The organism is Microbacterium sp. SZ1, from assembly GCF_002362255.1.
Classification (GTDB): domain Bacteria; phylum Actinomycetota; class Actinomycetes; order Actinomycetales; family Microbacteriaceae; genus Microbacterium.
This window is the reverse complement of the sequence record NZ_LPVV01000040.1, coordinates 166,217-188,070: the sequence shown is the minus strand read 5'-3', so window position 1 is coordinate 188,070 and position 21,854 is coordinate 166,217. Positions and strand designations below refer to the sequence as shown.

At 68.5% G+C, this 21,854-nt stretch carries 26 protein-coding genes; 7 read left to right on the top strand and 19 right to left on the bottom strand.

Annotated elements, in window-relative coordinates; translation table 11 throughout:
• Positions 1 to 9 precede the first annotated feature (9 nt).
• From pyrH to rpsB, 3 genes are all read right to left on the bottom strand, one after another.
• Complete coding sequence (pyrH, locus tag AUC47_RS14995) at positions 10 to 726, bottom strand: UMP kinase (protein WP_096715986.1); 717 nt, start codon at positions 724 to 726, stop codon at positions 10 to 12.
• Between the two features lie 91 nt (positions 727 to 817).
• On the bottom strand, positions 818 to 1,645 hold the full coding sequence (tsf, locus tag AUC47_RS14990; RefSeq protein WP_096715985.1) for a translation elongation factor Ts: 828 nt from the start codon (positions 1,643 to 1,645) through the stop codon (positions 818 to 820).
• Between the two features lie 44 nt (positions 1,646 to 1,689).
• Positions 1,690 to 2,583, bottom strand: coding sequence for a 30S ribosomal protein S2 (rpsB, locus tag AUC47_RS14985; protein WP_096715984.1), 894 nt, complete (start codon positions 2,581 to 2,583; stop codon positions 1,690 to 1,692).
• 306 nt (positions 2,584 to 2,889) lie between these two features.
• On the opposite strand from rpsB, the gene AUC47_RS14980 reads away from it, so the two are divergent.
• A complete protein-coding gene (locus tag AUC47_RS14980) occupies positions 2,890 to 3,417 on the top strand; it encodes a murein hydrolase activator EnvC family protein (protein WP_256999609.1) in 528 nt (175 codons plus the stop codon).
• A 15-nt stretch (positions 3,418 to 3,432) separates the two neighbouring features.
• On the opposite strand, the gene AUC47_RS14975 is transcribed toward AUC47_RS14980, so the two are convergent.
• The 9 genes from AUC47_RS14975 to AUC47_RS14935 all read right to left on the bottom strand — a co-directional run bounded on the left by AUC47_RS14975 (position 3,433) and on the right by AUC47_RS14935 (position 10,550).
• Positions 3,433 to 4,335: a tyrosine recombinase XerC gene (locus AUC47_RS14975; RefSeq protein WP_096715982.1), complete on the bottom strand. Its 903-nt coding sequence runs from the start codon at positions 4,333 to 4,335 to the stop codon at positions 3,433 to 3,435.
• A gap of 76 nt (positions 4,336 to 4,411) precedes the next feature.
• Entirely contained in the window at positions 4,412 to 5,614 is a 1,203-nt protein-coding gene (dprA, locus tag AUC47_RS14970; protein ID WP_096715981.1) for a DNA-processing protein DprA, read from the bottom strand.
• Complete coding sequence (locus AUC47_RS14965) at positions 5,611 to 7,140, bottom strand: YifB family Mg chelatase-like AAA ATPase (RefSeq protein ID WP_096715980.1); 1,530 nt, start codon at positions 7,138 to 7,140, stop codon at positions 5,611 to 5,613. The genes dprA and AUC47_RS14965 overlap by 4 nt, the downstream gene beginning before the upstream one ends.
• The gene (locus tag AUC47_RS14960; RefSeq protein ID WP_096715979.1) at positions 7,140 to 7,499 is read right to left on the bottom strand and encodes a YraN family protein; all 360 of its coding nucleotides are present in this window, start codon (positions 7,497 to 7,499) and stop codon (positions 7,140 to 7,142) included. The genes AUC47_RS14965 and AUC47_RS14960 overlap by 1 nt, the downstream gene beginning before the upstream one ends.
• Before the next feature lie 155 nt (positions 7,500 to 7,654).
• On the bottom strand, positions 7,655 to 7,981 hold the full coding sequence (locus tag AUC47_RS14955; RefSeq protein ID WP_017204525.1) for a DUF2469 family protein: 327 nt from the start codon (positions 7,979 to 7,981) through the stop codon (positions 7,655 to 7,657).
• Positions 7,982 to 8,023: 42 nt separating this feature from the next.
• Entirely contained in the window at positions 8,024 to 8,686 is a 663-nt protein-coding gene (locus AUC47_RS14950) for a ribonuclease HII (RefSeq protein WP_096715978.1), read from the bottom strand.
• Complete coding sequence (lepB, locus tag AUC47_RS14945; protein ID WP_096715977.1) at positions 8,683 to 9,417, bottom strand: signal peptidase I; 735 nt, start codon at positions 9,415 to 9,417, stop codon at positions 8,683 to 8,685. The genes AUC47_RS14950 and lepB overlap by 4 nt, the downstream gene beginning before the upstream one ends.
• A gap of 117 nt (positions 9,418 to 9,534) precedes the next feature.
• Positions 9,535 to 9,882, bottom strand: coding sequence for a 50S ribosomal protein L19 (gene rplS / locus AUC47_RS14940; protein ID WP_096716150.1), 348 nt, complete (start codon positions 9,880 to 9,882; stop codon positions 9,535 to 9,537).
• Between the two features lie 176 nt (positions 9,883 to 10,058).
• Entirely contained in the window at positions 10,059 to 10,550 is a 492-nt protein-coding gene (locus tag AUC47_RS14935; protein ID WP_096715976.1) for an MFS transporter permease, read from the bottom strand.
• A 109-nt stretch (positions 10,551 to 10,659) separates the two neighbouring features.
• Between AUC47_RS14935 and map the strand changes: the two genes are divergently transcribed.
• Positions 10,660 to 11,442 (top strand): type I methionyl aminopeptidase, encoded by a 783-nt coding sequence (gene map, locus AUC47_RS14930; protein ID WP_096715975.1) that lies wholly within the window; start codon positions 10,660 to 10,662, stop codon positions 11,440 to 11,442.
• Positions 11,443 to 11,451: 9 nt separating this feature from the next.
• On the opposite strand, the gene AUC47_RS14925 is transcribed toward map, so the two are convergent.
• Entirely contained in the window at positions 11,452 to 11,898 is a 447-nt protein-coding gene (locus AUC47_RS14925) for a pyrimidine dimer DNA glycosylase/endonuclease V (protein WP_096715974.1), read from the bottom strand.
• Entirely contained in the window at positions 11,895 to 12,632 is a 738-nt protein-coding gene (locus AUC47_RS14920; RefSeq protein ID WP_096715973.1) for a class I SAM-dependent methyltransferase, read from the bottom strand. Before AUC47_RS14920 ends, AUC47_RS14925 begins: the two co-directional genes overlap by 4 nt.
• 71 nt (positions 12,633 to 12,703) lie before the next feature.
• On the opposite strand from AUC47_RS14920, the gene AUC47_RS14915 reads away from it, so the two are divergent.
• Entirely contained in the window at positions 12,704 to 13,297 is a 594-nt protein-coding gene (locus AUC47_RS14915) for a histidine phosphatase family protein (protein ID WP_256999607.1), read from the top strand.
• Here the strand turns inward: AUC47_RS14915 and trmD are convergent.
• The 4 genes from trmD to rpsP are packed head-to-tail and all read right to left on the bottom strand — an operon-like array spanning position 13,294 to position 15,312.
• A complete protein-coding gene (trmD, locus tag AUC47_RS14910) occupies positions 13,294 to 13,995 on the bottom strand; it encodes a tRNA (guanosine(37)-N1)-methyltransferase TrmD (protein ID WP_096715972.1) in 702 nt (233 codons plus the stop codon). The genes AUC47_RS14915 and trmD overlap by 4 nt on opposite strands.
• A 20-nt stretch (positions 13,996 to 14,015) precedes the next feature.
• A complete protein-coding gene (gene rimM, locus AUC47_RS14905) occupies positions 14,016 to 14,654 on the bottom strand; it encodes a ribosome maturation factor RimM (RefSeq protein WP_096715971.1) in 639 nt (212 codons plus the stop codon).
• A complete protein-coding gene (locus AUC47_RS14900) occupies positions 14,638 to 14,868 on the bottom strand; it encodes an RNA-binding protein (protein ID WP_096715970.1) in 231 nt (76 codons plus the stop codon). Before AUC47_RS14900 ends, rimM begins: the two co-directional genes overlap by 17 nt.
• A 6-nt stretch (positions 14,869 to 14,874) precedes the next feature.
• On the bottom strand, positions 14,875 to 15,312 hold the full coding sequence (rpsP, locus tag AUC47_RS14895) for a 30S ribosomal protein S16 (RefSeq protein ID WP_096715969.1): 438 nt from the start codon (positions 15,310 to 15,312) through the stop codon (positions 14,875 to 14,877).
• A 207-nt stretch (positions 15,313 to 15,519) separates the two neighbouring features.
• On the opposite strand from rpsP, the gene AUC47_RS14890 reads away from it, so the two are divergent.
• Positions 15,520 to 16,671 (top strand): glutamate--cysteine ligase, encoded by a 1,152-nt coding sequence (locus AUC47_RS14890; RefSeq protein WP_096716148.1) that lies wholly within the window; start codon positions 15,520 to 15,522, stop codon positions 16,669 to 16,671.
• Positions 16,672 to 16,674: 3 nt separating this feature from the next.
• On the opposite strand, the gene AUC47_RS14885 is transcribed toward AUC47_RS14890, so the two are convergent.
• On the bottom strand, positions 16,675 to 17,646 hold the full coding sequence (locus AUC47_RS14885; protein ID WP_096715968.1) for a sugar-binding transcriptional regulator: 972 nt from the start codon (positions 17,644 to 17,646) through the stop codon (positions 16,675 to 16,677).
• A 102-nt stretch (positions 17,647 to 17,748) separates the two neighbouring features.
• On the opposite strand from AUC47_RS14885, the gene AUC47_RS14880 reads away from it, so the two are divergent.
• The 3 genes from AUC47_RS14880 (at position 17,749) to glpK (ending at position 21,853) form a co-directional block, all read left to right on the top strand.
• A complete protein-coding gene (locus tag AUC47_RS14880; protein WP_096715967.1) occupies positions 17,749 to 19,458 on the top strand; it encodes a glycerol-3-phosphate dehydrogenase/oxidase in 1,710 nt (569 codons plus the stop codon).
• 97 nt (positions 19,459 to 19,555) lie between these two features.
• Positions 19,556 to 20,308 carry an MIP/aquaporin family protein gene (locus tag AUC47_RS14875; protein ID WP_096715966.1) on the top strand — a complete coding sequence of 251 codons (753 nt, stop codon included), beginning with the start codon at positions 19,556 to 19,558 and terminating at the stop codon, positions 20,306 to 20,308.
• Positions 20,309 to 20,338: 30 nt separating this feature from the next.
• Positions 20,339 to 21,853, top strand: a complete 1,515-nt coding sequence (gene glpK / locus AUC47_RS14870; protein WP_096715965.1) for a glycerol kinase GlpK — start codon at positions 20,339 to 20,341, stop codon at positions 21,851 to 21,853.
• Position 21,854: the final 1 nt, after the last annotated feature.

Below are 21,854 nucleotides of genomic sequence, written 5' to 3'. Positions count from 1 at the left end.
CCCGTCAGGTCACGCGGTGACGAGCGTGCCGATCGGCTCGCCGAGCAGCGCCTTGGTCACATTGCCCGCGGGCTCCATGCCGAACACGCGCATGTCCATGTTGTTGTCCATGCAGAGGCTGAACGCGGTGGAGTCGACGACCTTGAGTCCGCGCTGCAGGGCGTCTCGGTAGGTGACGCGGTCGATGCGCTCGGCATCCGCGTGCTTGTTGGGATCTGCTGTGTAGATGGCATCGACGCCGTTCTTGGCGACGAGTACCTCCTTGGCGCCGATCTCGAGCGCGCGCTGCGCGGCGACCGTGTCGGTGGAGAAGTACGGGAGTCCGGCGCCGGCGCCGAAGATGACGACGCGGCCCTTCTCCATGTGGCGCTCTGCGCGGCGCGGGATGTACGGCTCGGCGACCTGGGTCATCGAGATGGCGGACTGCACGCGCGTCGGCGCGCCGGCCTGCTCGAGGAAGTCCTGGAGCGCGAGCGCGTTCATCACGGTGCCGAGCATTCCCATGTAGTCCGCACGACCGCGATCCATACCGCGCTGACTGAGCTCGGCTCCGCGGAAGAAGTTGCCGCCGCCCACGACGATGGCGATCTCGACGCGGTCGACGGCCGCAGCGATGTCCCGCGCGATCTGGCTCACCACGTCGGGGTTGACGCCGAGCTGCCCGGCGCCGAACGCCTCTCCGGAGAGCTTGAGCAGGACGCGGCGGCGTCCGGTGCGTTCGGTCATGGGTGTTGTCCTCTCGTCCCGATTCAAGATACTGCCTCGTGGGCATGAAGAAGGGGTTCGGACCACGTGGATCCGAACCCCTTCGACCGTGCTACGCGCCGACCTTGAAGCGCGCGAAGTCCGTCACGGTGATACCGGCGTCCTTCGCCACCTGGGCGACGGAGAGCTTGTTGTCCTTCGCGTAGTCCTGCTCGAGCAGTGCGACCTGCTTGATGAACGCGGAGACGCGGCCCTCGACGATCTTGGGCAGAGCCGCCTCGGGCTTGCCCTCGTTGCGAGAGATCTCGGTGACGATCTCGCGCTCCTTCTCGACGGCCTCGGCCGGCACGTCCTCGCGGGACAGGTACGACGGGTTGGCGAACGAGATGTGCTGAGCGATGCTGCGCGCGGTCTCGGCGTCGTCACCCGAGTAGGCGACGACGACGCCGATCTGCGGCGGCAGGTCCTTGCTGGTGCGGTGCAGGTACACCTCGACCTTGTCGCCGGTCACGGTGCGGACCTGACGCAGCTCGACCTTCTCGCCGATGATGGCGGCCTCTTCCGAGATGACCGTCTCGACGTTCTTGTCACCGGCCGGAGCCGCGAGCGCGGCCTCGACGGAGTCCGCCTTGACAGCGGCGACGGCGTCGGCGACCTTGTCGGCCAGCGCGATGAAGCGCTCGTTCTTCGCGACGAAGTCGGTCTCGCAGGCGAGCTCGATCAGCGTCACTGCGCCGTCCTGCTCGCGAGCGACGACGAGGCCCTCGCTGGTGGAACGGTCGGCGCGCTTGGCGTTGCCCTTCGCACCCTTCAGGCGCAGGATCTCGGTGGCCTTCTCGACGTCGCCGTCGGCCTCCTCAAGCGCCTTCTTGGTGTCGACCATTCCCGTGCCGAGCTGCTCACGCAGCGCCTTGAGGTCGGCGATGGTGAAGTTGGCCATGTGTGGTGGCTCCTTGCTTCGTGATGTGTGTGGTGGTCGCGGAATTACTTGGCGTCTGCTGCCTCGGCGGCGGCGACCTCGGCGGTCTCCTCACCGGAAGCGGCGGCGATCGCCTCGTCGTGAGCCTCGGCGCCTGCGGCGTCGGCGGGGGTCTCAGCGGTCTCAGCCTCGGTGACCTCCTCGGCGGGGGTCGCGAGCAGCTCCTTCTCCCACTCGGCCAGCGGCTCGGCGTCGCCCGACTCGGGGTTGTGCTTCTGCTGCAGGCCCTCGGCCGCGGCGTCGGCGATGATGCGCGTCAGCAGCGAGACGGAGCGGATCGCGTCGTCGTTGCCGGGGATCGGGTACTGGAAGTCGTCGGGGTCGGCGTTCGTGTCGAGGATGCCGATGACCGGGATGCCGAGCTTCTTGGCCTCGTCGATCGCGAGGTGCTCGCGCTTGGCGTCGACGACCCAGAGGGCGGACGGCGTCTTGGTGAGGTTGCGGATACCGCCGAGCGACTTGTGCAGCTTGTCGAGCTCACGCTTCTTGAGCAGCAGCTCCTTCTTGGTGAAGCCCGATGCGGCGGGGTTCTCGTAGTCGAGCTCCTCGAGCTCCTTCATGCGGGCGAGACGCTTCGCGATCGTGGAGAAGTTGGTGAGGAGGCCGCCGAGCCAGCGCTGGTTCACGAAGGGCTGGCCGACACGGGTCGCCTGCTCCGCGAGGATCTCCTGCGCCTGCTTCTTGGTGCCGACGAAGAGGATGGTGCCGCCGTGCGCGACCGTCTCCTTGACGAAGTCGTAGGCCTTGTCGATGTAGCCCAGCGACTGCTGCAGGTCGATGATGTGGATGCCGCTGCGCTCCGTGAGGATGAAGCGCTTCACCTTCGGGTTCCACCGACGGGTCTGGTGTCCGAAGTGCACGCCGCTGTCGAGCAGCTGGCGGATGGTGACCACAGCCATGGTCGTCTCCTGGTTCTGGCGCGAGAACACGCCGTTGAGGTTTGTCGAACCGATCGGACGATCGGATTCCCTGGCGCCCGGCGCACTCCCGCCCGTTCGAGAACGGGACCTGTGGGAATGGATGCCGCGACCGGAGTCGCTGTGGGCACGCGTAGTCACCCCGATATCGAGGTGCTCCTCCAGCATACAGGATCGCCCGGCGTCACTCCTCCTCCACGACGGACGGACGAGACGGGTTCTCCCCCGCGGTCGGCAGGTCCCGGAGTTCTCCGACCCGTCGTATGCGCCGCACCGCAAGCTGTCGACATGAGACACCGACTCGCACTCGCCGTTCTGCTCGTGATGGCGCTCCTCCTCCTTTTCCAACCGGGTCGAGCCGCCGGCGACGGATCGGCCCCGCCCGATCACGGCGAGTACCCGCGATGGCAGTGGCCCGTCGAAGCACCGCACGAGGTGGTCGAGCCGTATCGCGCTCCCGCCCACCGGTACGGTGCGGGACATCGCGGCATCGACCTCCGCGCCGACGTCGGTTCCGAGGTGCGCGCTCCCGCCGATGGCGTCGTCGCCTTTCGCGGAGTGGTCGTCGATCGGCCCGTGCTGACCATCGAGCACGCGGACCAGCTCGTATCCTCCTACGAGCCGCTGACGTCGGACCTCGCTCCGGGCACGGCGGTCAGGGGCGGTGACGTCATCGGGACGGTCGGTGTCGGAGGCCATGCTGTCGCCGGCACGCTGCATGTCGGCGTCCGCCTTCGGGGCGAGTACGTGAATCCGCTGCTGCTGTTCGGCGACGTAGCACGCGCAGTGCTGCTGCCGTGCTGCGACGACGGATGATCCCGGTCGGCCGGCTCAGGCCCGGGGATGAGCCAGACGGTAGGTGGCGGCGAGCCGCTCCGACGAGACGTGGGTGTAGATCTGCGTCGTGCCGAGGCTGGCGTGGCCGAGGATCTCCTGCACGGCGCGGAGGTCGGCTCCACCGTCGAGCAGGTGGGTGGCCGCCGTGTGGCGCAGAGCGTGCGGCCCGACGGTCTCCGCTCCGACGAGAGGGGCGAGCACCTCCGCCACCAGCGTGTACACCGCCCGTGGCCCGACCCGGCCGCCACGCGCGCCGAGGAAGAGCGCCGGCGACGTCGCTGACGCTCCTGCTGCGAGCGCCGGACGTCCGCGGGTGAGATACCCGCCGACCGCGTCGCGAGCAGGTGCGCCGAAGGGAACGACCCGCTCCTTCCCGCCCTTGCCGAGCACGCGCGCGGTGCCGCGGTCGAGGTCCAGGTCGTCGACGTCGAGGCCGCACAGCTCCGAGACCCGGATACCGGCGCCGTACAGGAGTTCGAGGATCGCATGGTCTCGCAGCGCGATCGGGTCGCCGCTCGCCGCGGCTGCTCGCTGTCCATCGAGGAGCGCCGTCATGGAGTCCTTCGACGCCACGGTAGGTAGGGTGCGTCCGCGCCTGGGTGCGACCAGGCGGAGGCTCGGGTCGTGCCCGATGAGCGCCTGCTCCTGCGCCCAGGCGAAGAAGGACCTGACGGCGGCGGTTCGCCTGGCGAGCGTCGAGCGGGCGTCACCCCTCTGCGTCGCCGCCCACAGCCAGTCACGCAGGTCTTCCAAGGTCACCTGATCGACCGCCGCCTGTCCGAGTGTCGCCGAGAGATCACGGAGGTCGGAGCGGTACGCCCGAACGGTGGCGGGAGACAGCCGACGCACCCGATCGAGGTGATCGACGAATGCCGACGCGGCCGCGCTGAGCTCCATGGGGAAAGCCTGCCGCAGACTTCCCCCTTCCCGCGTCAGCCTCGCCGCTGCCCGGATGGGGACGGCAGCGCCCGGATCACTCCCGCCGCTCGCCCGTGGTCCGTCGCTTCCACCCGTGCTCGGTCCGCTGCACCGAACCCTCCAGTTCGAGAGCGCCCAGGAGTGCGCGCACCGATGCCGGCGCGATACCGCTGCGGCGGGCGAGTTCATCGGCATCCCACCCCGTTCGCGCACTCATGGCGTCGAGGAGTCTGGTCTGCTCCGGCGAGTCACGGAACCCGACCGATGTGGCATCCGTCGACGGACGCCACAGCTCGCGCACCTCCCCCGCAGTGGTCACGCAGCGGGCGTCGTACTCTCGCAGCAGTCGATGGCATCCGGCCGACGCGGGAGACGTCACCGGACCCGGCACGGCACCCAGCGGACGTCCGAGGGCGGCGGCATGGCCCGCGGTGTTCAGCGATCCGCTCCGCCACCCCGCCTCGACGACCACCGTCGCGTCGCCGAGCGCGGCTATCAACCGATTGCGCGACAGGAAGCGCCACTTCGTCGGCGCGGTCCCGCAGGGCACCTCGCTCACCACCGCCCCCGCCGACGCGATCCGCTGCAGGAGATCGCGGTGTCCCTGCGGGTAGGCTCGATCGACACCACCGGCGAGGAAGGCGACGGTCGTGCCGCCGACGCCGAGGGCCGCACGATGAGCGGCGCCGTCGATGCCGTACGCGCCGCCGGAGACCACGGCCACACCTGTCGCCGCGAGGTCGCCCGCGATCTCGCCCGCCACCTGTTCGCCGTAGGCGGTGGCCGCTCGCGCTCCGACGATCCCCACCCGTTCCGCCGTGCGCAAAGCGGCGACATCTCCCCTGACCCACAGCGCGAAGGGCGTGTGGACCTCCAGGTCGTCGAGCGGCGTCGGCCACGCGTCGTCCCCGGGCAGAAGCAGTCGCGCCCCCAGGTGCGCGGCATCCCGCAGCGCAGACGCGACGGCGCCGGCTGACAAGCGCGGACGCCAGCGCGCGAGACCCTCACGGAGTGCCCGGCCGTCCGGACGAGGCGAGAGGAGCCCATCCATCACTCCTCGCACCATGGTCTGCCAGGCGTCCGCCGCGCCCATCTCCGCCACGAGCGCGCCGGCGACCCCGTCGCCGGGCTCGGTGACAACGGACCACGCGACTCGCGCCAGCACCTCCTGCGAGGTCCTTTCCGCGTTCGCGGAGGGTCCCCTGAGGAGCGCAAGACTCTCGCGGATCGATTCGTCCCTGAGCAGGTCGTCGATCATGCGACGTACCCCCGCTTCAGGTAGAGGGCTCGTCCGACCTGCTCCCGCCCTGGCCGATCGAGTCCGGCAAGGTCGGCCATCGTCCACGCGAGCCGCAACACGCGGTCGTAGCCGCGCAGCGTCAGCATCCCTCGCTCGAGAGCGCGGTCCAGGGCTGTGCGCGCATCCGAAGGGATCCGCACGTCGATCTGACGCAACCGACTCCCGGGCACCTCGGCGTTCCTCGACCACGGCGTTCCCTGCCAACGCTCCGCAGCTCGGGCGCGGGCTCTCACGACTCGATCCGCGGCGTCTCTGGTGTTCGTCAGCGCCGGCGCCCCGGCCACTGCTCGCGCAGGCGTCACACGCGCCACCTGCAGCTCGATGTCGACACGGTCGCGCAGCGGACCGGAGAGCCGCGACGCGTATCGGCGAATGGCCGCCGAGGGACAGACGCACTCGGCCCCTCGTACCCCGTAGTTGCCGCACGGACACGGATTCATGGCCATGACGAGCTGGAATCGCGCCGGGAAGCGCGCGGTGAATCCAGACCTGCTGATCTCGATGGTGCCCGACTCGAGCGGCTGTCGCAGAGCGTCGAGCGCAACGCGCGAGAACTCCGCTGCCTCGTCGAGGAAGAGCACGCCGCGGTGCGCTCGGACGATCGCCCCGGGACGCGCCGCACGCGAACCGCCCCCGACGAGAGCGGCGACCGATGCGCTGTGATGCGGCGCCTCGAGCGGAGCGACCGCGTCGAGGATCCGCACGTTCTCGCCGCACAGCGATCTGATCGAGGCGACGTCCAGCGCTTCCTCGTCGGTGAGGGGAGGGAGAATGCCCGGAAGTCGCCTCGCGAGCATGGTCTTGCCTGCACCCGGGGGTCCGCTGAGAAGCATGTGGTGGCCCCCGGCCGCCGCCACGACGAGCGCCTCCACGGCGTCGTGCTGTCCGACGATGTCGGCGAGGTCGAGCGAATCGCTGTCCGGGAGAACGACAGGCGGGTGCTCGACCGGATCGAGCTCCGGAACGACGACGTCCGCTCCGTGCCACAGGGCCACCTCTGCGAGCGAGACGGCGGCGCGCACCTCGACCCCCGGCACGAGCACGGCTTCGCTCAGGTTCGCCGACGGAACGACCACGCGGTCGAATCCCGCGCGCGCTGCCGCGAGGACCGCGGGGAGCACTCCGGGTACAGGGCGCAGTCGCCCGTCCAGCCCCAGTTCGCCGATGTGCACGGTACGACGGATCGACCGGACGTCGACGGCTCCCCCGGCGGCGAGGGCGCACACGGCCACGCTCAGGTCGAAGGAGGATCCCTGCTTCGGCAGGCTCGCCGGCGAGAGGTTGATGGTGAGCCTGCGCCTCGGAAGATCGAGGCCGGAGTTCTTGCAGGCGTTGTGCACGCGCTGAACCGCCTCTCCGAGCGACTTGTCGGGAAGGCCGATGATGCGGAAGTCCGGTGTCTGATTCGACAGATCCGCTTCGACCTCCACGAGGTGCCCGTCCACCCCGGTCAGCGCGACCGCCCAGGTCCGTGCGATCGTCATCAGAGGTCCACCAGGTGCTCGATCTCACCTGAGGCGGGATCCGCCCCCACGATCGAGATCGCCTCGACGCGCAAACCAAGCCCGCGCGCACGGTCGGGATGCGCGGCGATCCACGCGTAAGCCAGGTGCCACAGCCGCCCGAGCTTGCGGGAGTCGATCGCATCGAGGGGGTGCCCGAAGGCCGCCGACGTGCGTGTCTTCACCTCGACGACGCAGAGCCATCCCGATGTGACCGCGACGATGTCGATCTCCCCCTGGGAGCACCGCCAGTTCCGAGCGAGGATCTCGTATCCGCGGTTCTGAAGGTATCGTGCGGCGCGCTGCTCGCCCGCCCTGCCGAGTTCGTCTTTCGCTGCCATGCCGACAGCCTGTCGCCCGACGTGTCTGTTCTCCGCCGACGCATCCCGCGAAAGGCGGCTATCCGGGAGAACTCCCCTGTTCCGCCTCCCGTGCAGAGGAGATCACGCGTGCAGAACAGATCACACACGCAATAGGGAGGACGCGTGCCGAGTGATCACTCGCCGTCGAGCGAGAGCTCCTGAGGCAGTTCGAACTCGCGGCGCTGGAGCTCCTCCACGTTGACGTCCTTGAACGTCAGCACCCGCACGGCCTTGACGAAGCGGTCGGCCCGGTAGATGTCCCACACCCAGACGTCGCTCATGGAGATCTCGAAGTAGAAGTCGTGCTCGGTGTCACGACGGACCACGTTCACCTCGTTGGCGAGATAGAACCGCCGCTCCGTCTCGACGACGTACTGGAACTGCGAGACGACGTCGCGGTACTCGCGGAACAGAGCCAGCTCGAGTTCGCGGTCGTAGTCGTCGAATGCTTCCTCATCCATGATGAGTCCATCCTAGAGTCGGCGCGGGCAGTCGTCGCACGCTCAGAACAGGGTTGGCGCGTCGGCGATCGACCAGGACGACCGGTGGTGGGGCGAGAGCCCGAGCGAACGGATCGCGTCCCGATGCTCGACGCTCGCGTACCCCTTGTTCCGATCCCACTGGTACGGAGGGTGGTCGACGTGCAGCTCGGTCATGTATGTGTCTCGCGCGACCTTCGCTATGACGGACGCCGCCGAGACCGAGGCGCAGTCGCGGTCGGCCTTGACGACCGAACGCACCCGCAGCGGCACGGGATGCACGGCGGAGACGTAGTCATGGTTGCCGTCGAGGAGCACGAGCGCGTTGGACACCGCGACGCCCTGCTCCACCACGCTCTGCACAGCCCGCGACGCTGCCAGACCGAGAGCCCGCATGATGCCGACCTGATCGATCTCCGCGGCCGTCGCCCATCCGACCCCTGAGGCCTGCACCCACGCTGCCGCGCGGGCCGCGACGTCGGGACGCCGTCTCTCCGTCACCAGCTTCGAGTCGCGGAGGCCCTCCGGGACGCGTCGGCGTGCGCCTTTGGCATCCATCACCGCTGCGCCGACCGCCACGGGGCCGGCGAGGGCTCCACGGCCGACCTCGTCGAGCGAGATGATCAGCTCGCACTCCTCGGTCAGGAGTCTGCGCTCGAGCGTGAGCTTCGGTGCGACGACGGTCATTCCGCCTCCGGCACCCCGTTGAAGCTGTCGTGGTGACCGTCGATCGTACCCATGCGGTCGAGCGGCCAGGTCGTGAAGAACGCCTTGCCGACGACGTTGTCGAGGGGCACGAAACCGCCACTGGGGAGGTCCTGATGCGCGCGGGAGTCGCGCGACCGATCGCGGTTGTCTCCGAGCACCCAGATGGAGTCATCGGGCACGACCACGTCGAACGGCTCGTTGGAGGCCGCCGTGTCACCCTCAGGGAGGTCGAGGTAGTCCAGCTCGTCGATGGGAGCGCCGTTGACGGTGATCTGGCCGAGCGCGTTGCAGCACACGACGTGATCCCCCGGCAGCCCGATGACGCGTTTGACGAGGTGGTCCTGCGAGTCCGACGCCGAGATGCCGACGACGGTGAGAACCCAGTCGACGGCCTGGATGAGCGGTGGCTGTGCGGGCGTCTGCGGCTGCCCCTCGAGCCACCCACCCGGATCCTTGAAGACCACGACGTCTCCGCGCTCGTAGTCGGTCCAACGCGGGGTCAGCTCGTCGACGAGGATCCGATCGTCGACCATGAGGGTCCGCTCCATCGACGCCGAAGGGATGAAGAACGAGCGGACGATGAAGGTCTTCACGACGAACGAGACGAGGGCGGCGATGACGATGATGATCAGCACGTCTCGCAGGAAGATCAGGAATCCGCGGCGCCGTCGTGTTCGAGGCGTGGATGCGGCGGCGGAGTCAGTCGTCATCAGGTTCCTTCACAGAGTCGCACCGCGCGCACGCGGCACTACCAAGGGTCGCACACCCCGGGGAGAACAAAGCACCCCGGGACATCGTGTCCCGGGGTGCTTTGAAGTCGGTGCGCGTCAGTTGTCGCGCTTCTCCTTGATCTTCGCCTTCTTGCCGCGCAGCTGGCGCAGGTAGTAGAGCTTCGCGCGACGCACGTCACCGCGGGTGACGACCTCGATGTGGTCGATCACCGGGGAGTGCACGGGGAAGGTGCGCTCGACACCGACCTGGAAGCTGATCTTGCGGACCGTGAAGGTCTCGCGAACGCCGTCGCCCTGGCGGCCGATGACGACGCCCTTGAAGACCTGGATACGGGAGCGGCTGCCCTCGGTGATGTTGACGTGCACGTTGACCGTGTCACCGGGGTGGAAGACAGGAATGTCGGAACGGAGCGAAGCCGCGTCGACGGCGTCGAGGATCTGCATGATCGTCTCTCTCTGCACTCGCCACAGGTCGGATGCATGATTTCGGAAGGAACAAGAAAGGTGTGTGCTGAACGGCGCCGAAGCGTCCGCGGGCTCCCCTGAGGCAGAGCCGGTCACGGCACAAGGAACTATTCTGCCACGGATGCCGCACACCGCCAAAACGCGGCGCTCACCCGTCAGGCGTCGCGCTGATCCGTCTCCCGGACGACGATGACCTCACGCGCCCGGCTCGTGGAGGTCGGCTCGTCGACGCGCGGGATGGTCGACCAGCTGATGGTCTCCCGGATGCGCGCACCGCTTCCCCTCGCCTCGTTCCAGAGCTGCCAGAGCTGGAGCCAGATCAATGCGATTCCGACGACGATCGCCGCCGTGAGGAGCCACCCGAACGCCCCGTCGATGAAGAGCCCGACGGCGATGGTGAGGCCGTGCCAGACGGTGAATCCGGCGACATCCCACCAGGAGACGGCTCGCTCGGCACGCACCGACGGACGAGACCGGGTGAGAAGGGTGAGAAGCAGCTGCCCGAGGAACACCGACGGCACGGCGATGAACAGGACCCACAGGATCGCCCACCCGCCCTGGAACACGCCCCATCCGACGAGGAGCCACAGTGGCAGCAGGAACGCGGCCGGGAGCAACCACCGGAAGAACGCCTGACGCAACCACATACCTCGATGGTACGACGGCACGCCGTGCACGTCCGGGGTGTTCGCTCTGAGCGCGTGCGGTCCGCGGGCGCTCCGATCAGGGAGAATGGGAAGGACGAGAGGACACCCGATGATCGAACTGCGCACCCCCGCCGAGATCGACGAGATGCGCGCGGCAGGACGCTTCGTCGCCGAGACGCTGGCGACGCTGCGCGATGACACGAAGGTCGGCACGAACCTCCTGTCGATCGACCGTCGCGCGCACGACATGATCCGCAAGGCGGGCGCCGAGTCCTGCTACATCGACTATCACCCCTCGTTCGGCGCGAGCCCGTTCGGCAAGGTGATCTGCACGTCGGTGAACGATGCCGTCCTGCACGGACTCCCCCACGACTACACGCTTCGCGACGGCGACCTCGTCTCCCTCGACTTCGCGGTGTCCGTCGACGGCTGGGTGGCCGACTCGGCGGTGTCCTTCGTCGTCGGAACACCGCGCGATGAAGACCTCAGACTCATCGACACCACCGAGCGCGCTCTGGCCGCCGCGATCGATGCGGCGACCGTGGGCAACCGCATCGGCGACATCTCGGCCGCCATCGCGGCGGTGTCCCACGGCGAGGGGTACTCGATCAACACCGACTTCGGCGGCCACGGCGTCGGTCGCATCATGCACGGCGACCCTCACGTGCCGAACGACGGCCGAGCCGGACGCGGCTTCCCGCTGCGCGAGGGACTCGTGTTCGCCCTCGAGCCCTGGCTGCTCGCGACCACCGACGAACTGGTCACCGATCCGGACGGGTGGACGCTGCGCAGCGTCGACGGCTCACGCGGCGCGCACTCCGAGCACACGGTCGCGGTGACGGCCGAGGGCCCGATCGTGCTGACCGACCGCTCGTTCCTCGGAGTGGACTGACACCGCTGCTCAGTCCTCGGCCGACGCCCGCTCCCACCCGGCGACGGGTCCGTCCAGCACATGGAACAGCGGGTGAGGCTCGGGCGTCGTCACGCCCGACCACAGCTCGCGGAGGTCGGGACTTCGCACGGCGAGCTTCGCGGTGAGGTGGCCCCACTCGAAGGCGAGCTGCCCCGTGGTGACGGAGAGCGCATCGGCCTGACGTGCTGCAGCACGGTCGATGCGACTCCGGTCGAAGCGGTAACCGCGTTCATCCGCCTCGACGGCTATCGCTTCGAGGTAGGAGCCGAGCGCGTCGAGCGGGTCGGGCGCTGCTCGGAACCTCTCGAGCTGTGGATGCCTGTCCCACCCGCGAGTGCGTCCCGCCAGGACGGCTTGCGCGAGCAGGGTCTCCCGCCAGCACGCCACCAGCCCCTGACGATCGAGATACTGCGGATGCAGCGACCAGATCCTCATACCCGGGTGTAGAGGTAGACGTCGGTCAGATGCGGCAGCTCGAAGCCGTCGAGACCGCGCGTCGCGGCATCCGCCTCCAGGATCTCCTCGATCGCTGCCGTCATCGCCGCCTTCCCTGATGGAGGGGCGACGAGGAACGTGCTCACGGTCGACCACCGTGCGAGGTAATCGTCGCGCGTGATCGGCTCGCTCCAGTGGAACGTCTCGAGGCGCTCGAAACGGAATCCGGCTAACTCCTCGGAGGTGCTGCCGGTCGTCTCGTCATCGTCGCCCACGGCGGGGTGGATGACGCGTGCTGCCGCCGTGTCCCACGAGCATGAGGGATCGGAGCGGTTCCACAGCAGGCCCAGCGTTCCACCAGGCCGCAGCACCCGCGCGATCTCCGCACAGGCTCGCACGCGGTCGAACCAGTGGAACGCCTGCGCCACCGCCACGACGTCGACGACCGCGTCCTCGACAGGGATCTGCTCGGCGTTGCCCTCGAGAGCCTCCGCCGTGGGCAGCTTCTCGCGAAGGACCTCGAGCATGGCGGCCGACGGCTCGACAGCGATGACCCGGTCGGCGCGATCCACCAGATGCTCGGTGAACTTCCCTGTACCGGCTCCCAGGTCGAGAGCGACCCCGACGTGGCCAGGGACGATGGCATCCGCCGCGACCGAGGGGAAGCCGGGCCGGTATCGGTCGTAATCCGCTCCGATGCCCTCGAACGATCTCGCCAGCGCCTCATCGACCATGCTCCGACGGTATCAGTCCGTCGCTTCGACCCTCCGTCGACGCCTCGCACCGCCTATGCCATCCTGGGGGCATGATTCCCCAGGACCGTCGCGTGCCGGAGCGAGTGCTCCTGTCCCGTCACGGCCAGACGGAGTGGAATCTGGAGCACCGGCTCCACGGGCAGCTGGACTCGCCTCTGACCGCCGAGGGCGAGCGGCAGGCAGCATCCATAGCCGAGCGACTCGTCGGCCAGGACGTCACGGTCGTCTGCTCCAGCCCGCTGGGGCGGGCTCTGCGCACCGCCGCCGTGATCGCCGAGCGGCTGGGAGTCGACCTCGTCGAGATCCCGGAGCTCGCCGAGATCCATCACGGGCGGATGGCGGGAATGACCTGGGACGAGATCGACGTGCGCTTTCCCTCCGCCAGGGAGGAACGCGCAGCGAACCGCTACGGCTGGGCGTTCCCCGGCGGCGAGAGCTACGCGCAGGCGCGTGCGCGCGCACGCCGAGCGCTGTCGTCCTGCGGATGGCTCGCATCGGGCACCCCGCTCATCGTCAGCCACGAGATGATCGGGCGGATGCTGCGCGCCGAGCTCCGCGGGCTGGATGCCTCGAGCGCGCTGGCGCTCCGGCATCCGCATGGAGTGGTCTTCGAGATCGACCGTCGCGGCGAGCGGATGCTCTAGGACTCGTCGTCCGACAGCAGATCGGGACGGCGGAGCCGGGTGCGATCGAACTGCTGCTCGCGCCGCCACGCGGCGATGGCGGCGTGGTTGCCGCTGAGCAGCACCTCGGGCACGGGCCGGTCCCGCCACAGGGAGGGCTTCGTGTACGACGGGTACTCGAGCAGACCGTCCTCGTGAGATTCCTCGACGAGGCTCTCGGGGTTGCCGACCACGCCGGGGATCAGTCGGCCGATGGCCTCGATCATCGCCATCGTCGCGACCTCTCCCCCGTTCAGCACGTAGTCGCCGAGGCTGATCAGCCGCACCTCGCCGCGTGTCGCCGCATACTCGAACACGCGCTCGTCGATGCCCTCGTAGCGCCCGCATCCGAAGATGAGGTGGTCGCTCCCGCTCAGCTCGCGCGCCGAGGCCTGCGTGAACACCTCGCCTGCGGGAGAGGGGAAGATGATGGTCGGTCGAACCGACGCGTCGATCGCCACGAGGTCGTCGAGCGCGGCGGCCCACGGCTCCGGCTTCATGACCATGCCGGCGCCACCGCCGTACGGGGTGTCGTCGACCGTGCGGTGCCGATCGTGGGTCCAGTCGCGCAGATCGTGAACGTTCAGGTCGAGCAGACCGGTGCTCCGGGCCTTGCCGAGCAGCGAGAGGGTCAGACCGTCGAAGTACGACGGGAAGATCGAGACGACGTCGATGCGCACGAGGGGAACCGGGTCAGCGCTCAGGAGGTCGCGTCGGAATCGGACGACTCACCGGCATCCGCGTCGGTCTCCGCGTTCCCGCCGTCGTCGGCGTCCGGCACCTCCTCGAACAACCCGGCGGGCGGCGTCACGATGACCCGTCCCGCGGCGATGTCGACGGTCGGCACGATGGCCTCGACGAAGGGGACCATGATCTCCTGCTCGCGCGCCTTGACGATGAGAAGGTCCTGGGCGGGCAGGTGCTCGACGCGGATCACGCGACCGACGACGGAGTCGTCGCGCACGACGTCCAACCCGACGAGCTGGTGGTCGTACCAGGCGTTGTCCTCGGGCTCGTCGGAGTCCTGGTCGATCCAGAGGATCGCGCGCACGAGGCTCTCGGCGGCGTCGCGATCGTCGACGTCCTGGAAGAAGACGACGGAATTCGCGTTCATGACGCGGTACTCGCGGACCGTGACGGTCTTGCCGTGCCACGGAGATGCCTCGGGCACCTGCAACGTGAACTCGGCGCCCGGAGTGAAACGTCGCTCGGGGTTGTCGGTGTACAGCTCCAGCTTCAGCGCACCCTTGAGGCCGTGGGCCTTGACGAGACGCCCCACGCGGAGCTGGTTCTTGCCCTGGTTGCGATCTTTCGGCACCACGTCAGTCGTCCGCGACATCGACGCGGACGCGGCGCCCGTCCGCCAGGGCGGAGACGAGCGTGCGCAGTGCTTTCGCGGTGCGGCCGCCGCGCCCGATCACGCGTCCACGGTCATCGGGGTGCACACGCACCTCGAGGAGATCGCCTCGCGGCGACGTGGAGGCGTTGATGCGGACATCCTCAGGGTGATCGACGATCCCCTTGACGATGTGTTCGAGCGCGGCGGCGAGCACGGCGGATTACTCGGAGTCGGCGGCGGGAGCCTCAGCGGCCTCCGCGTCGGCCTCGGCGGCGGGAGCCTCCTCAGCGGGGGCCTCCTCCTTCTTCTCCGCCTTGGGCTTGATGACCGACTTCTTCGACGAGTCCGCCTCGAAAGCGGCCTTCTCGTCGGCGACCTTGAGGGTGGACTTCGCGTCCTTGTCACCCTTGAAGGTGCCCCAGTCGCCCGTGATCTTGAGGAGCGCGGTGACCTGCTCGGTCGGCTGGGCGCCGACGGACAGCCAGTACTGCGCACGCTCGGAGTCGATCTCGATGAACGAGGGCTCCTCGGTCGGGTGGTACTTGCCGATCTCCTCGATCACGCGACCGTCGCGCTTGGTGCGCGAGTCGGCGACGACGATGCGGTAGTAGGGCGCACGGATCTTGCCCAGGCGCTTGAGACGAATCTTGACAGCCACGATTCTCCTGAATTGTGTGGAAGGAAACGAACCGGTCGCCTGGAGAGTGGGGTGCACATCCGGCGGAAGCTCAGAGGGAGGACTCGTGCTGGATAGAGGGTCGAGCACGTCGTCCGACCCTCTATTCTGCCAGATCCGTCGACCGCTCGCGAAACGCGGCGACACGATGCTCGTCGTGTCGCCTCTGTCGCGTGCCAGACTGTGCGGGTGACACTCGAGTTCGCCGCCTCCGACCGGTCCACCGTCGGTCTGGAATGGGAGATCATGCTCGCCGATCCGGCGACCGGCGACCTCGTCGGGCGCGCTCCCGAGCTGTTGGAGGCGCTGGAGGCGAACAGCGCGGACGAGCGGTACACGGTGACGGGCGAGCTCCTGACGAACACCATCGAGGTCACGAGCGGAGTCGGAGACTCGGTCGCACACGCCGTCGACGACATCGCGAACGCGATCGCGGCCGTGCGGACCGCGACCGACCCGGCCGGCGTCGAGCTGCTGTCGGCCGGCAGCCATCCCTTCGCCCAGTGGTACGACCAGGAGGTCACGGACAAGACCCGGTATCACACGCTCATCGAGCGCACCCAGTGGTGGGGACGCAACATGATGATCTGGGGCATCCACGTGCACATCGGTGTCGAGGACAAGCGCAAGGTCATCCCGATCATCAACGCCCTCTCGGGGTACCTCCCCCATCTCCAGGCCCTGTCGGCCTCCAGCCCGTTCTGGGCCGGTGAGCGCACGGGGTACGCGTCCAACCGCGCCCTCGTCTTCCAGCAGCTCCCCACTGCAGGTCTGCCCTGGCAGCTACCCGACTGGTCCGCGTACGAGTCGTACCTCGACGACATGGTCAGGACCGGTGTCATGGCCGATGCCACCGAGGTCCGCTGGGACATCCGGCCGGCTCCTCGCTGGGGAACCATCGAGGTCCGCGCGTGCGACGGGCTCTCGACGCTGCCGGAGCTCGCCGCCGTCGCCGCTCTCGTGCAGGTCCTGGTCGAACACTTCTCTCGCGAGATGGACGAGGGGCGGGAACTGCCGACCATGCCGTCGTGGTACCACAGGGAGAACAAGTGGCGCGCGGCGCGTTACGGACTCGACGCGCGTCTGATCGTCGACGCCGATGGCACACAGCGACCGGTGCGGGATCACCTCGCCGAGGTCCTCGACGAGCTCGCGCCCGTGGCGGTGGAGCTGGGATGCGTGCGGGAATTCGGGAGCATCTCGACGATCCTCGGCAACGGCGCCAGCTATGAGCGGCAGCTCATGATCGCGAACGCCACGGGCGGCGACCTCCGGGCTGTCGTGCAGCACCTGATCCGGGAGTTCCGGTCGGGCCCGGAGGGCTCGACCGAGGCGCCCTGACTGTCAGTCGTCCACCAGACGGCGGGCGAGCCCCTCGTCGAGGACGACATCGGTGACGAGGTCGGCGGCGATCGCCGCGCGCAAGCTCGCCAGTTTCGGGATGCCGGACACGACGCACACGCGACGCGGCACCCGACGCAGCCTGTCGAGACCGGGTCCGGTCGCACGTGCGTTGACGCGGATGTCCTTCCACGACCCGTCAGCCCGGAAGAACACCGTCGCGACGTCACCGATCGCGTGGTCTTCGCGGAGGCTGCGGTAGTCGTCCCGGCTCAGGTAGCCGCCGACGTAGACCCGGCTCGGGACCTCGGCGGCCGGCGACCCGAGACTGAAGACGGCGATGTCCATCTTCGCCTGAAGGTCGAGCACCCGGCGCGTGCTGCGCTCGCGCCACATGGCCTCACGCGTCGACGGATCGTCGAAGAACGCCGGCACGGGGAACTGCTGCACCTGGGCGCCGAAGGCGCTGCCGAAGCGCTGCAGGATGTCGCTCGAGTACTCGACGCCGCTCGTCTGCGTGTTGCCGGCGCCGTTGAGCTGCACGAACGTGGTGTTGTGCGTCTCCTTCTGCGTGAGTCCACGGCTCACCGCGCTGATCGTCGACCCCCACGCCACTCCGACGATCATGTTCGAGTCGACGAACTGCGAGAGCAGTCGGCCGGCCGTCAGCGCCACCCGTTCGAGCCGCTCCACCTCGCTCACGATCTCCGGCGTCGGCACGACGTGCGCCACCACTCGGTGCCGGTCGCGGATCCGCTGCTCCAGCATCCCGAGCCGTTCGAGCGGCGAATTGATGCGGATGTCGACGAGACCGCTCTCCCGCGCGAAGCTCAGGAGACGCGAGACCGAGGACCGGGAGGTCTTCAACTCCTTTGCGATGACCTCCATGGTCTTGTCCTGCATGTAGTAGAGCTGCGCGGCAGTGAGCGCCGCGATCAGCTTGGAGTCGCGGGATCCCGGCTCAGTGTGGGGCATGGCATCCTCCTCGACACCGATCCTTGCACATATGTGCAGCGGGCTTGCGCGCGAGGGTCGTACGGGTCGATGCTGGGGGCAAGCACCACAGGGAGGTCGAAGATGATCGAGTCGACACACTCGTCACCGGAGCGCGCAGAGGTCCGCGCCGTTCGCGAAGCAGGGCGCACCAGCGTCCTCATCATCGGAGCAGGGATCAACGGCATCTCCACGTTCCGCGACCTCGCCCTGCAGGGCGTCGACGTCGTCCTCGTCGAACGCGGCGACTTCGCCTCGGGGGCATCCGCAGCGTCGAGCCACATGATCCACGGCGGCATCCGCTACCTTGAGAACGGCGAGTTCCGTCTGGTCCGCGAGTCGGTGGAGGAGCGCAACGGTCTGCTGAAGATCGCTCCCCACTACGTCAAGCCGCTGCAGACGACCATTCCGATCTACTCGACGTTCTCCGGCATCCTGTCCGCCCCGCTGCGCTTCCTGACGCACAAGAGCGGCAAGCCGCAGGAGCGCGGTGCGTTCCTGATCAAGATCGGCCTGACGATCTACGACACGTTCTCGCGCGACGGGGGCACGGTTCCGCGTCACCGCTTCCTCGGTCGCAAGAAGTCGCTCGCGGAGCTCCCGCACCTCGACCCGAACATCAAGTACACCGCCACGTACTACGACGCCTCGATGCACGACCCCGAGCGCCTCGCTCTGGACGTGCTGCAGGACGGTCGCGCCGCCCACCCCGGCGCCGTGGCTCTGAACTACGTCGAGGCCGTCTCCCGCGACGGTGACAAGGTCGTGCTGCGGGACCGCGAGAGCGGCACCGAGTTCTCGGTCGCGGCCGACGTCGTCGTCAACGCCTCCGGCCCGTGGACCGACCTCACCAACGACGCGCTGGGCGCCGACACACACTTCATGGGCGGCACCAAGGGCTCGCACATCGTGCTCGACCACCCGGAGCTCCTCGAGGCCACCCGCGGCCGCGAGATCTTCTTCGAGCACTCCGACGGTCGCATCGTGCTGATCTACCCGCTCAAGGGCCGGGTGCTCGTCGGCACGACCGACATCGACGCCGACCCCCGCGAGGTCCCGGTGTGCACCGAGGAGGAGATCGACTACTTCTTCGACCTCATCCACCACGTGTTCCCGCAGATCGCTGTGACGCGCGAGCAGATCGTGTTCAACTTCTCCGGCATCCGCCCGCTCCCCCGTCACGAGGACACCGCGCCCGGGTTCGTCTCGCGTGACTACCGCGTCGAGGTCGACAGGAAGGGCGCGACCCCGCTCGTCAGCCTCGTGGGCGGCAAGTGGACCACCTTCCGCGCACTGGGCGAATCGCTCTCCGACGTCGTGCTCGACCTCATCGGGCGCACCCGGACGGTCTCGACCGCCGGTCGTGCGATCGGCGGAGGGCGCGACTTCCCGCGCACCGAGAAGGCCCGTCGCATCTGGATCCAGGAGCACCTGGGAGGCGCCGGCGAGCGTGCCGAGAAGCTGCTGGCCCGCTACGGCACTCGCGCCGCGGAGGTCTGGGCCTTCATCGAGCAGGGTGACGACGCTCCTCTCGCCGACGGCGACCTCTCGACGCGGGAGCTCGAGTGGATGGTGCGCAACGAGCTCGTCGCACGGCTCCAGGACGTCGTCCTGCGCCGCACCAGCATCGCCTTCACCGGCAGTGCCGACGCCGAGGTGCTGGACGAGCTGGCCGACGCCCTGGCGTCGCTGCTCGACTGGGATCGCGACCGCCACGACGCCGAGATCGAGGAGACTCGGACGCTGTTGAACGAGCGCCACGGACTTCACATCCCGTCCCGCACCCGCGGCTGACGGGACCTCCGACCGTCGCCCTCCTCGCGACGAACCACAACAACAGAAAAGTGTCGGGGCAGAGGGGCCCTGACACGCGAGAAAGGTCAAAGAAGACATGACTGATGTGAATCTCGGTCTCTACTTCCTGTCGGAGTTCGTCGGCACAGCGCTGCTGATCCTCCTCGGATGCGGAGTCGTCGCCAACGTCGCCCTGGCCAAGAACAAGGGCTACGGCGGCGGCTTCCTGATGGTCAACTGGGGTTGGGGTCTCGCGGTCTTCGTGGGTGTCCTCGCCTCGGCGTACTCCGGTGCGATCCTCAACCCCGCGGTCGGCATCGGTCTGCTGGTCGCCGGCAAGATCGACTTCTCGCAGTTCGCGACCGCGACCGGCGCGGAACTCCTCGGCGCGATCGTCGGCGCCATCCTCGTGTGGCTCGCGTACAAGCAGCACTTCGACGAGGAACCCGAGCCCGCCAACAAGCTCGGCGTGTTCTCGACCGGCCCCGCCATCCGCTCCTACGGCTGGAACCTCGTCACCGAGGTCATCGGGACATTCGTGCTCGTGTTCGCGGTGTTCGCGTTCGCCGACTACGGCGTCGCCGACATCGGCGTCCCCGGAGGCCTCGGACCGCTGAGCGCGCTGCCCGTCGCCCTCGTCGTGGTCGGTATCGGCGCCTCGCTCGGTGGACCCACCGGATACGCCATCAACCCTGCCCGCGACCTCGGTCCTCGCATCGCTCACGCCATCCTGCCGATCAAGGGCAAGGGCTCCAGCGACTGGTCCTACTCGTGGGTCCCGGTCGTGGGTCCGCTCGTCGGTGGCGTGCTCGCCGCCCTCGCCGCACCGGCCCTCCTCGGCCTCGCCTGAACCGCCACCTGACTTCGAAGGAGAACATCCATGGCTGACTACATCATCGCGATCGACCAGGGCACGACCTCGAGCCGCGCGATCATCTTCGACAAGAAGGGCAGCATCGTCGCGACCGGCCAGAAGGAGCACGAGCAGATCCTCCCCAAGGCGGGCTGGGTCGAGCACGACGCCTCCGAGATCTGGCGCAACGTGCAGGAGGTCATCGGCCTCGCTCTGAGCCGCGCCGACCTCACCCGTCACGACATCGCCGCGGTCGGCATCACGAACCAGCGCGAGACGGCGGTCGTCTGGGACAAGAACACCGGAAAGCCGGTGTACAACGCGATCGTCTGGCAGGACACCCGCACGCAGGAGATCGTCGACCGTCTGGCCGGAGAGGAGGGCGTCGACCGCTTCAAGTCGATCGTCGGCCTCCCCCTCGCCACCTACTTCTCGGGAACCAAGATCACCTGGATCCTCGAGAACGTCGACGGCGCTCGTGAGAAGGCGGAGGCCGGCGACCTGCTCTTCGGCACGACCGACAGCTGGGTGCTCTGGAACCTCACGGGCGGCATCGACGGCGGCGTGCACGCGACCGACGTCACCAACGCCTCGCGCACGATGTTCATGGACCTCGAGACGCTGGAGTGGCGCGACGACATCCTCGAGGCGTTCGGCGTGCCGCGCTCGATGATGCCGGAGATCCGCTCCTCCTCCGAGGTGTACGGCGCGGCCGAGAGCTCGTCGCTCCTGCGCGAGACACCGATTGCCGGCATCCTCGGCGACCAGCAGGCGGCGACGTTCGGGCAGGCCGCGTTCGACAAGGGCGAGAGCAAGAACACCTACGGCACCGGCTGCTTCCTGATCTTCAACACGGGCGAGGAGATCGTCCGCTCGAAGAACGGGCTGCTCACGACCGTCGGGTACAAGCTCGGCGACCAGCCGACGCACTACGCGCTCGAGGGATCGATCGCCGTCACCGGATCCCTGATCCAATGGCTGCGCGACCAGCTCGGCATCATCTCCTCCGCCCCCGAGGTCGAGGAGCTGGCCGACAAGGTCGAGGACAACGGCGGTGTCTACATCGTCCCCGCGTTCTCGGGTCTGTTCGCTCCGTACTGGCGTCCGGACGCACGCGGCGCGATCGTCGGACTGACCCGCTACGCGAACAAGAACCACATCGCGCGTGCGGCCCTGGAGGCAGTGGCGTTCCAGACCCGCGACGTCCTCGACGCGGTCAACGCGGATGCCGGAGTCGATCTGTCGGAGCTGAAGGTCGACGGCGGCATGGTCGCCAACGACGCGCTCATGCAGTTCCAAGCGGACGTGCTCGGCGTCCCGGTCGTGCGCCCGGTCGTCGCGGAGACCACCGCACTGGGCGCCGCGTACGCGGCCGGCCTCGCCGTCGGCTTCTGGAGCGGCCTCGACGATCTGTCCGCCAACTGGCAGGAGGACAAGCGCTGGGAGCCCTCGATGGACGAGGGCGAGCGCGACCGCCAGCTGCGACTGTGGCGCAAGGCCGTCACGAAGTCGATGGACTGGGTCGACGAAGACGTGAAGTGAT

Bases quoted from the DNA above. Each gene is read 5' to 3' on its own strand.
- AUC47_RS14975 (WP_096715982.1), bottom strand. From the start codon at position 4,335: ATGGAGCTCAGCGCGGCCGCGTCGGCATTCGTCGATCACCTCGATCGG.
- rpsB (WP_096715984.1), bottom strand. From the start codon at position 2,583: ATGGCTGTGGTCACCATCCGCCAGCTGCTCGACAGCGGCGTGCACTTC.
- AUC47_RS14965 (WP_096715980.1), bottom strand. From the start codon at position 7,140: ATGACGATCGCACGGACCTGGGCGGTCGCGCTGACCGGGGTGGACGGG.
- AUC47_RS14925 (WP_096715974.1), bottom strand. From the start codon at position 11,898: ATGAGGATCTGGTCGCTGCATCCGCAGTATCTCGATCGTCAGGGGCTG.
- pyrH (WP_096715986.1), bottom strand. From the start codon at position 726: ATGACCGAACGCACCGGACGCCGCCGCGTCCTGCTCAAGCTCTCCGGA.
- AUC47_RS14980 (WP_256999609.1), top strand. From the start codon at position 2,890: ATGAGACACCGACTCGCACTCGCCGTTCTGCTCGTGATGGCGCTCCTC.
- map (WP_096715975.1), top strand. From the start codon at position 10,660: ATGATCGAACTGCGCACCCCCGCCGAGATCGACGAGATGCGCGCGGCA.
- AUC47_RS14960 (WP_096715979.1), bottom strand. From the start codon at position 7,499: ATGGCAGCGAAAGACGAACTCGGCAGGGCGGGCGAGCAGCGCGCCGCA.
- glpK (WP_096715965.1), top strand. From the start codon at position 20,339: ATGGCTGACTACATCATCGCGATCGACCAGGGCACGACCTCGAGCCGC.
- AUC47_RS14920 (WP_096715973.1), bottom strand. From the start codon at position 12,632: ATGGTCGATGAGGCGCTGGCGAGATCGTTCGAGGGCATCGGAGCGGAT.
- AUC47_RS14915 (WP_256999607.1), top strand. From the start codon at position 12,704: ATGATTCCCCAGGACCGTCGCGTGCCGGAGCGAGTGCTCCTGTCCCGT.
- lepB (WP_096715977.1), bottom strand. From the start codon at position 9,417: ATGACGACTGACTCCGCCGCCGCATCCACGCCTCGAACACGACGGCGC.
- dprA (WP_096715981.1), bottom strand. From the start codon at position 5,614: ATGATCGACGACCTGCTCAGGGACGAATCGATCCGCGAGAGTCTTGCG.
- rimM (WP_096715971.1), bottom strand. From the start codon at position 14,654: ATGTCGCGGACGACTGACGTGGTGCCGAAAGATCGCAACCAGGGCAAG.
- AUC47_RS14955 (WP_017204525.1), bottom strand. From the start codon at position 7,981: ATGGATGAGGAAGCATTCGACGACTACGACCGCGAACTCGAGCTGGCT.
- AUC47_RS14885 (WP_096715968.1), bottom strand. From the start codon at position 17,646: ATGCCCCACACTGAGCCGGGATCCCGCGACTCCAAGCTGATCGCGGCG.
- AUC47_RS14880 (WP_096715967.1), top strand. From the start codon at position 17,749: ATGATCGAGTCGACACACTCGTCACCGGAGCGCGCAGAGGTCCGCGCC.
- AUC47_RS14935 (WP_096715976.1), bottom strand. From the start codon at position 10,550: ATGTGGTTGCGTCAGGCGTTCTTCCGGTGGTTGCTCCCGGCCGCGTTC.
- AUC47_RS14950 (WP_096715978.1), bottom strand. From the start codon at position 8,686: ATGACCGTCGTCGCACCGAAGCTCACGCTCGAGCGCAGACTCCTGACC.
- tsf (WP_096715985.1), bottom strand. From the start codon at position 1,645: ATGGCCAACTTCACCATCGCCGACCTCAAGGCGCTGCGTGAGCAGCTC.
- rplS (WP_096716150.1), bottom strand. From the start codon at position 9,882: ATGCAGATCCTCGACGCCGTCGACGCGGCTTCGCTCCGTTCCGACATT.
- AUC47_RS14875 (WP_096715966.1), top strand. From the start codon at position 19,556: ATGACTGATGTGAATCTCGGTCTCTACTTCCTGTCGGAGTTCGTCGGC.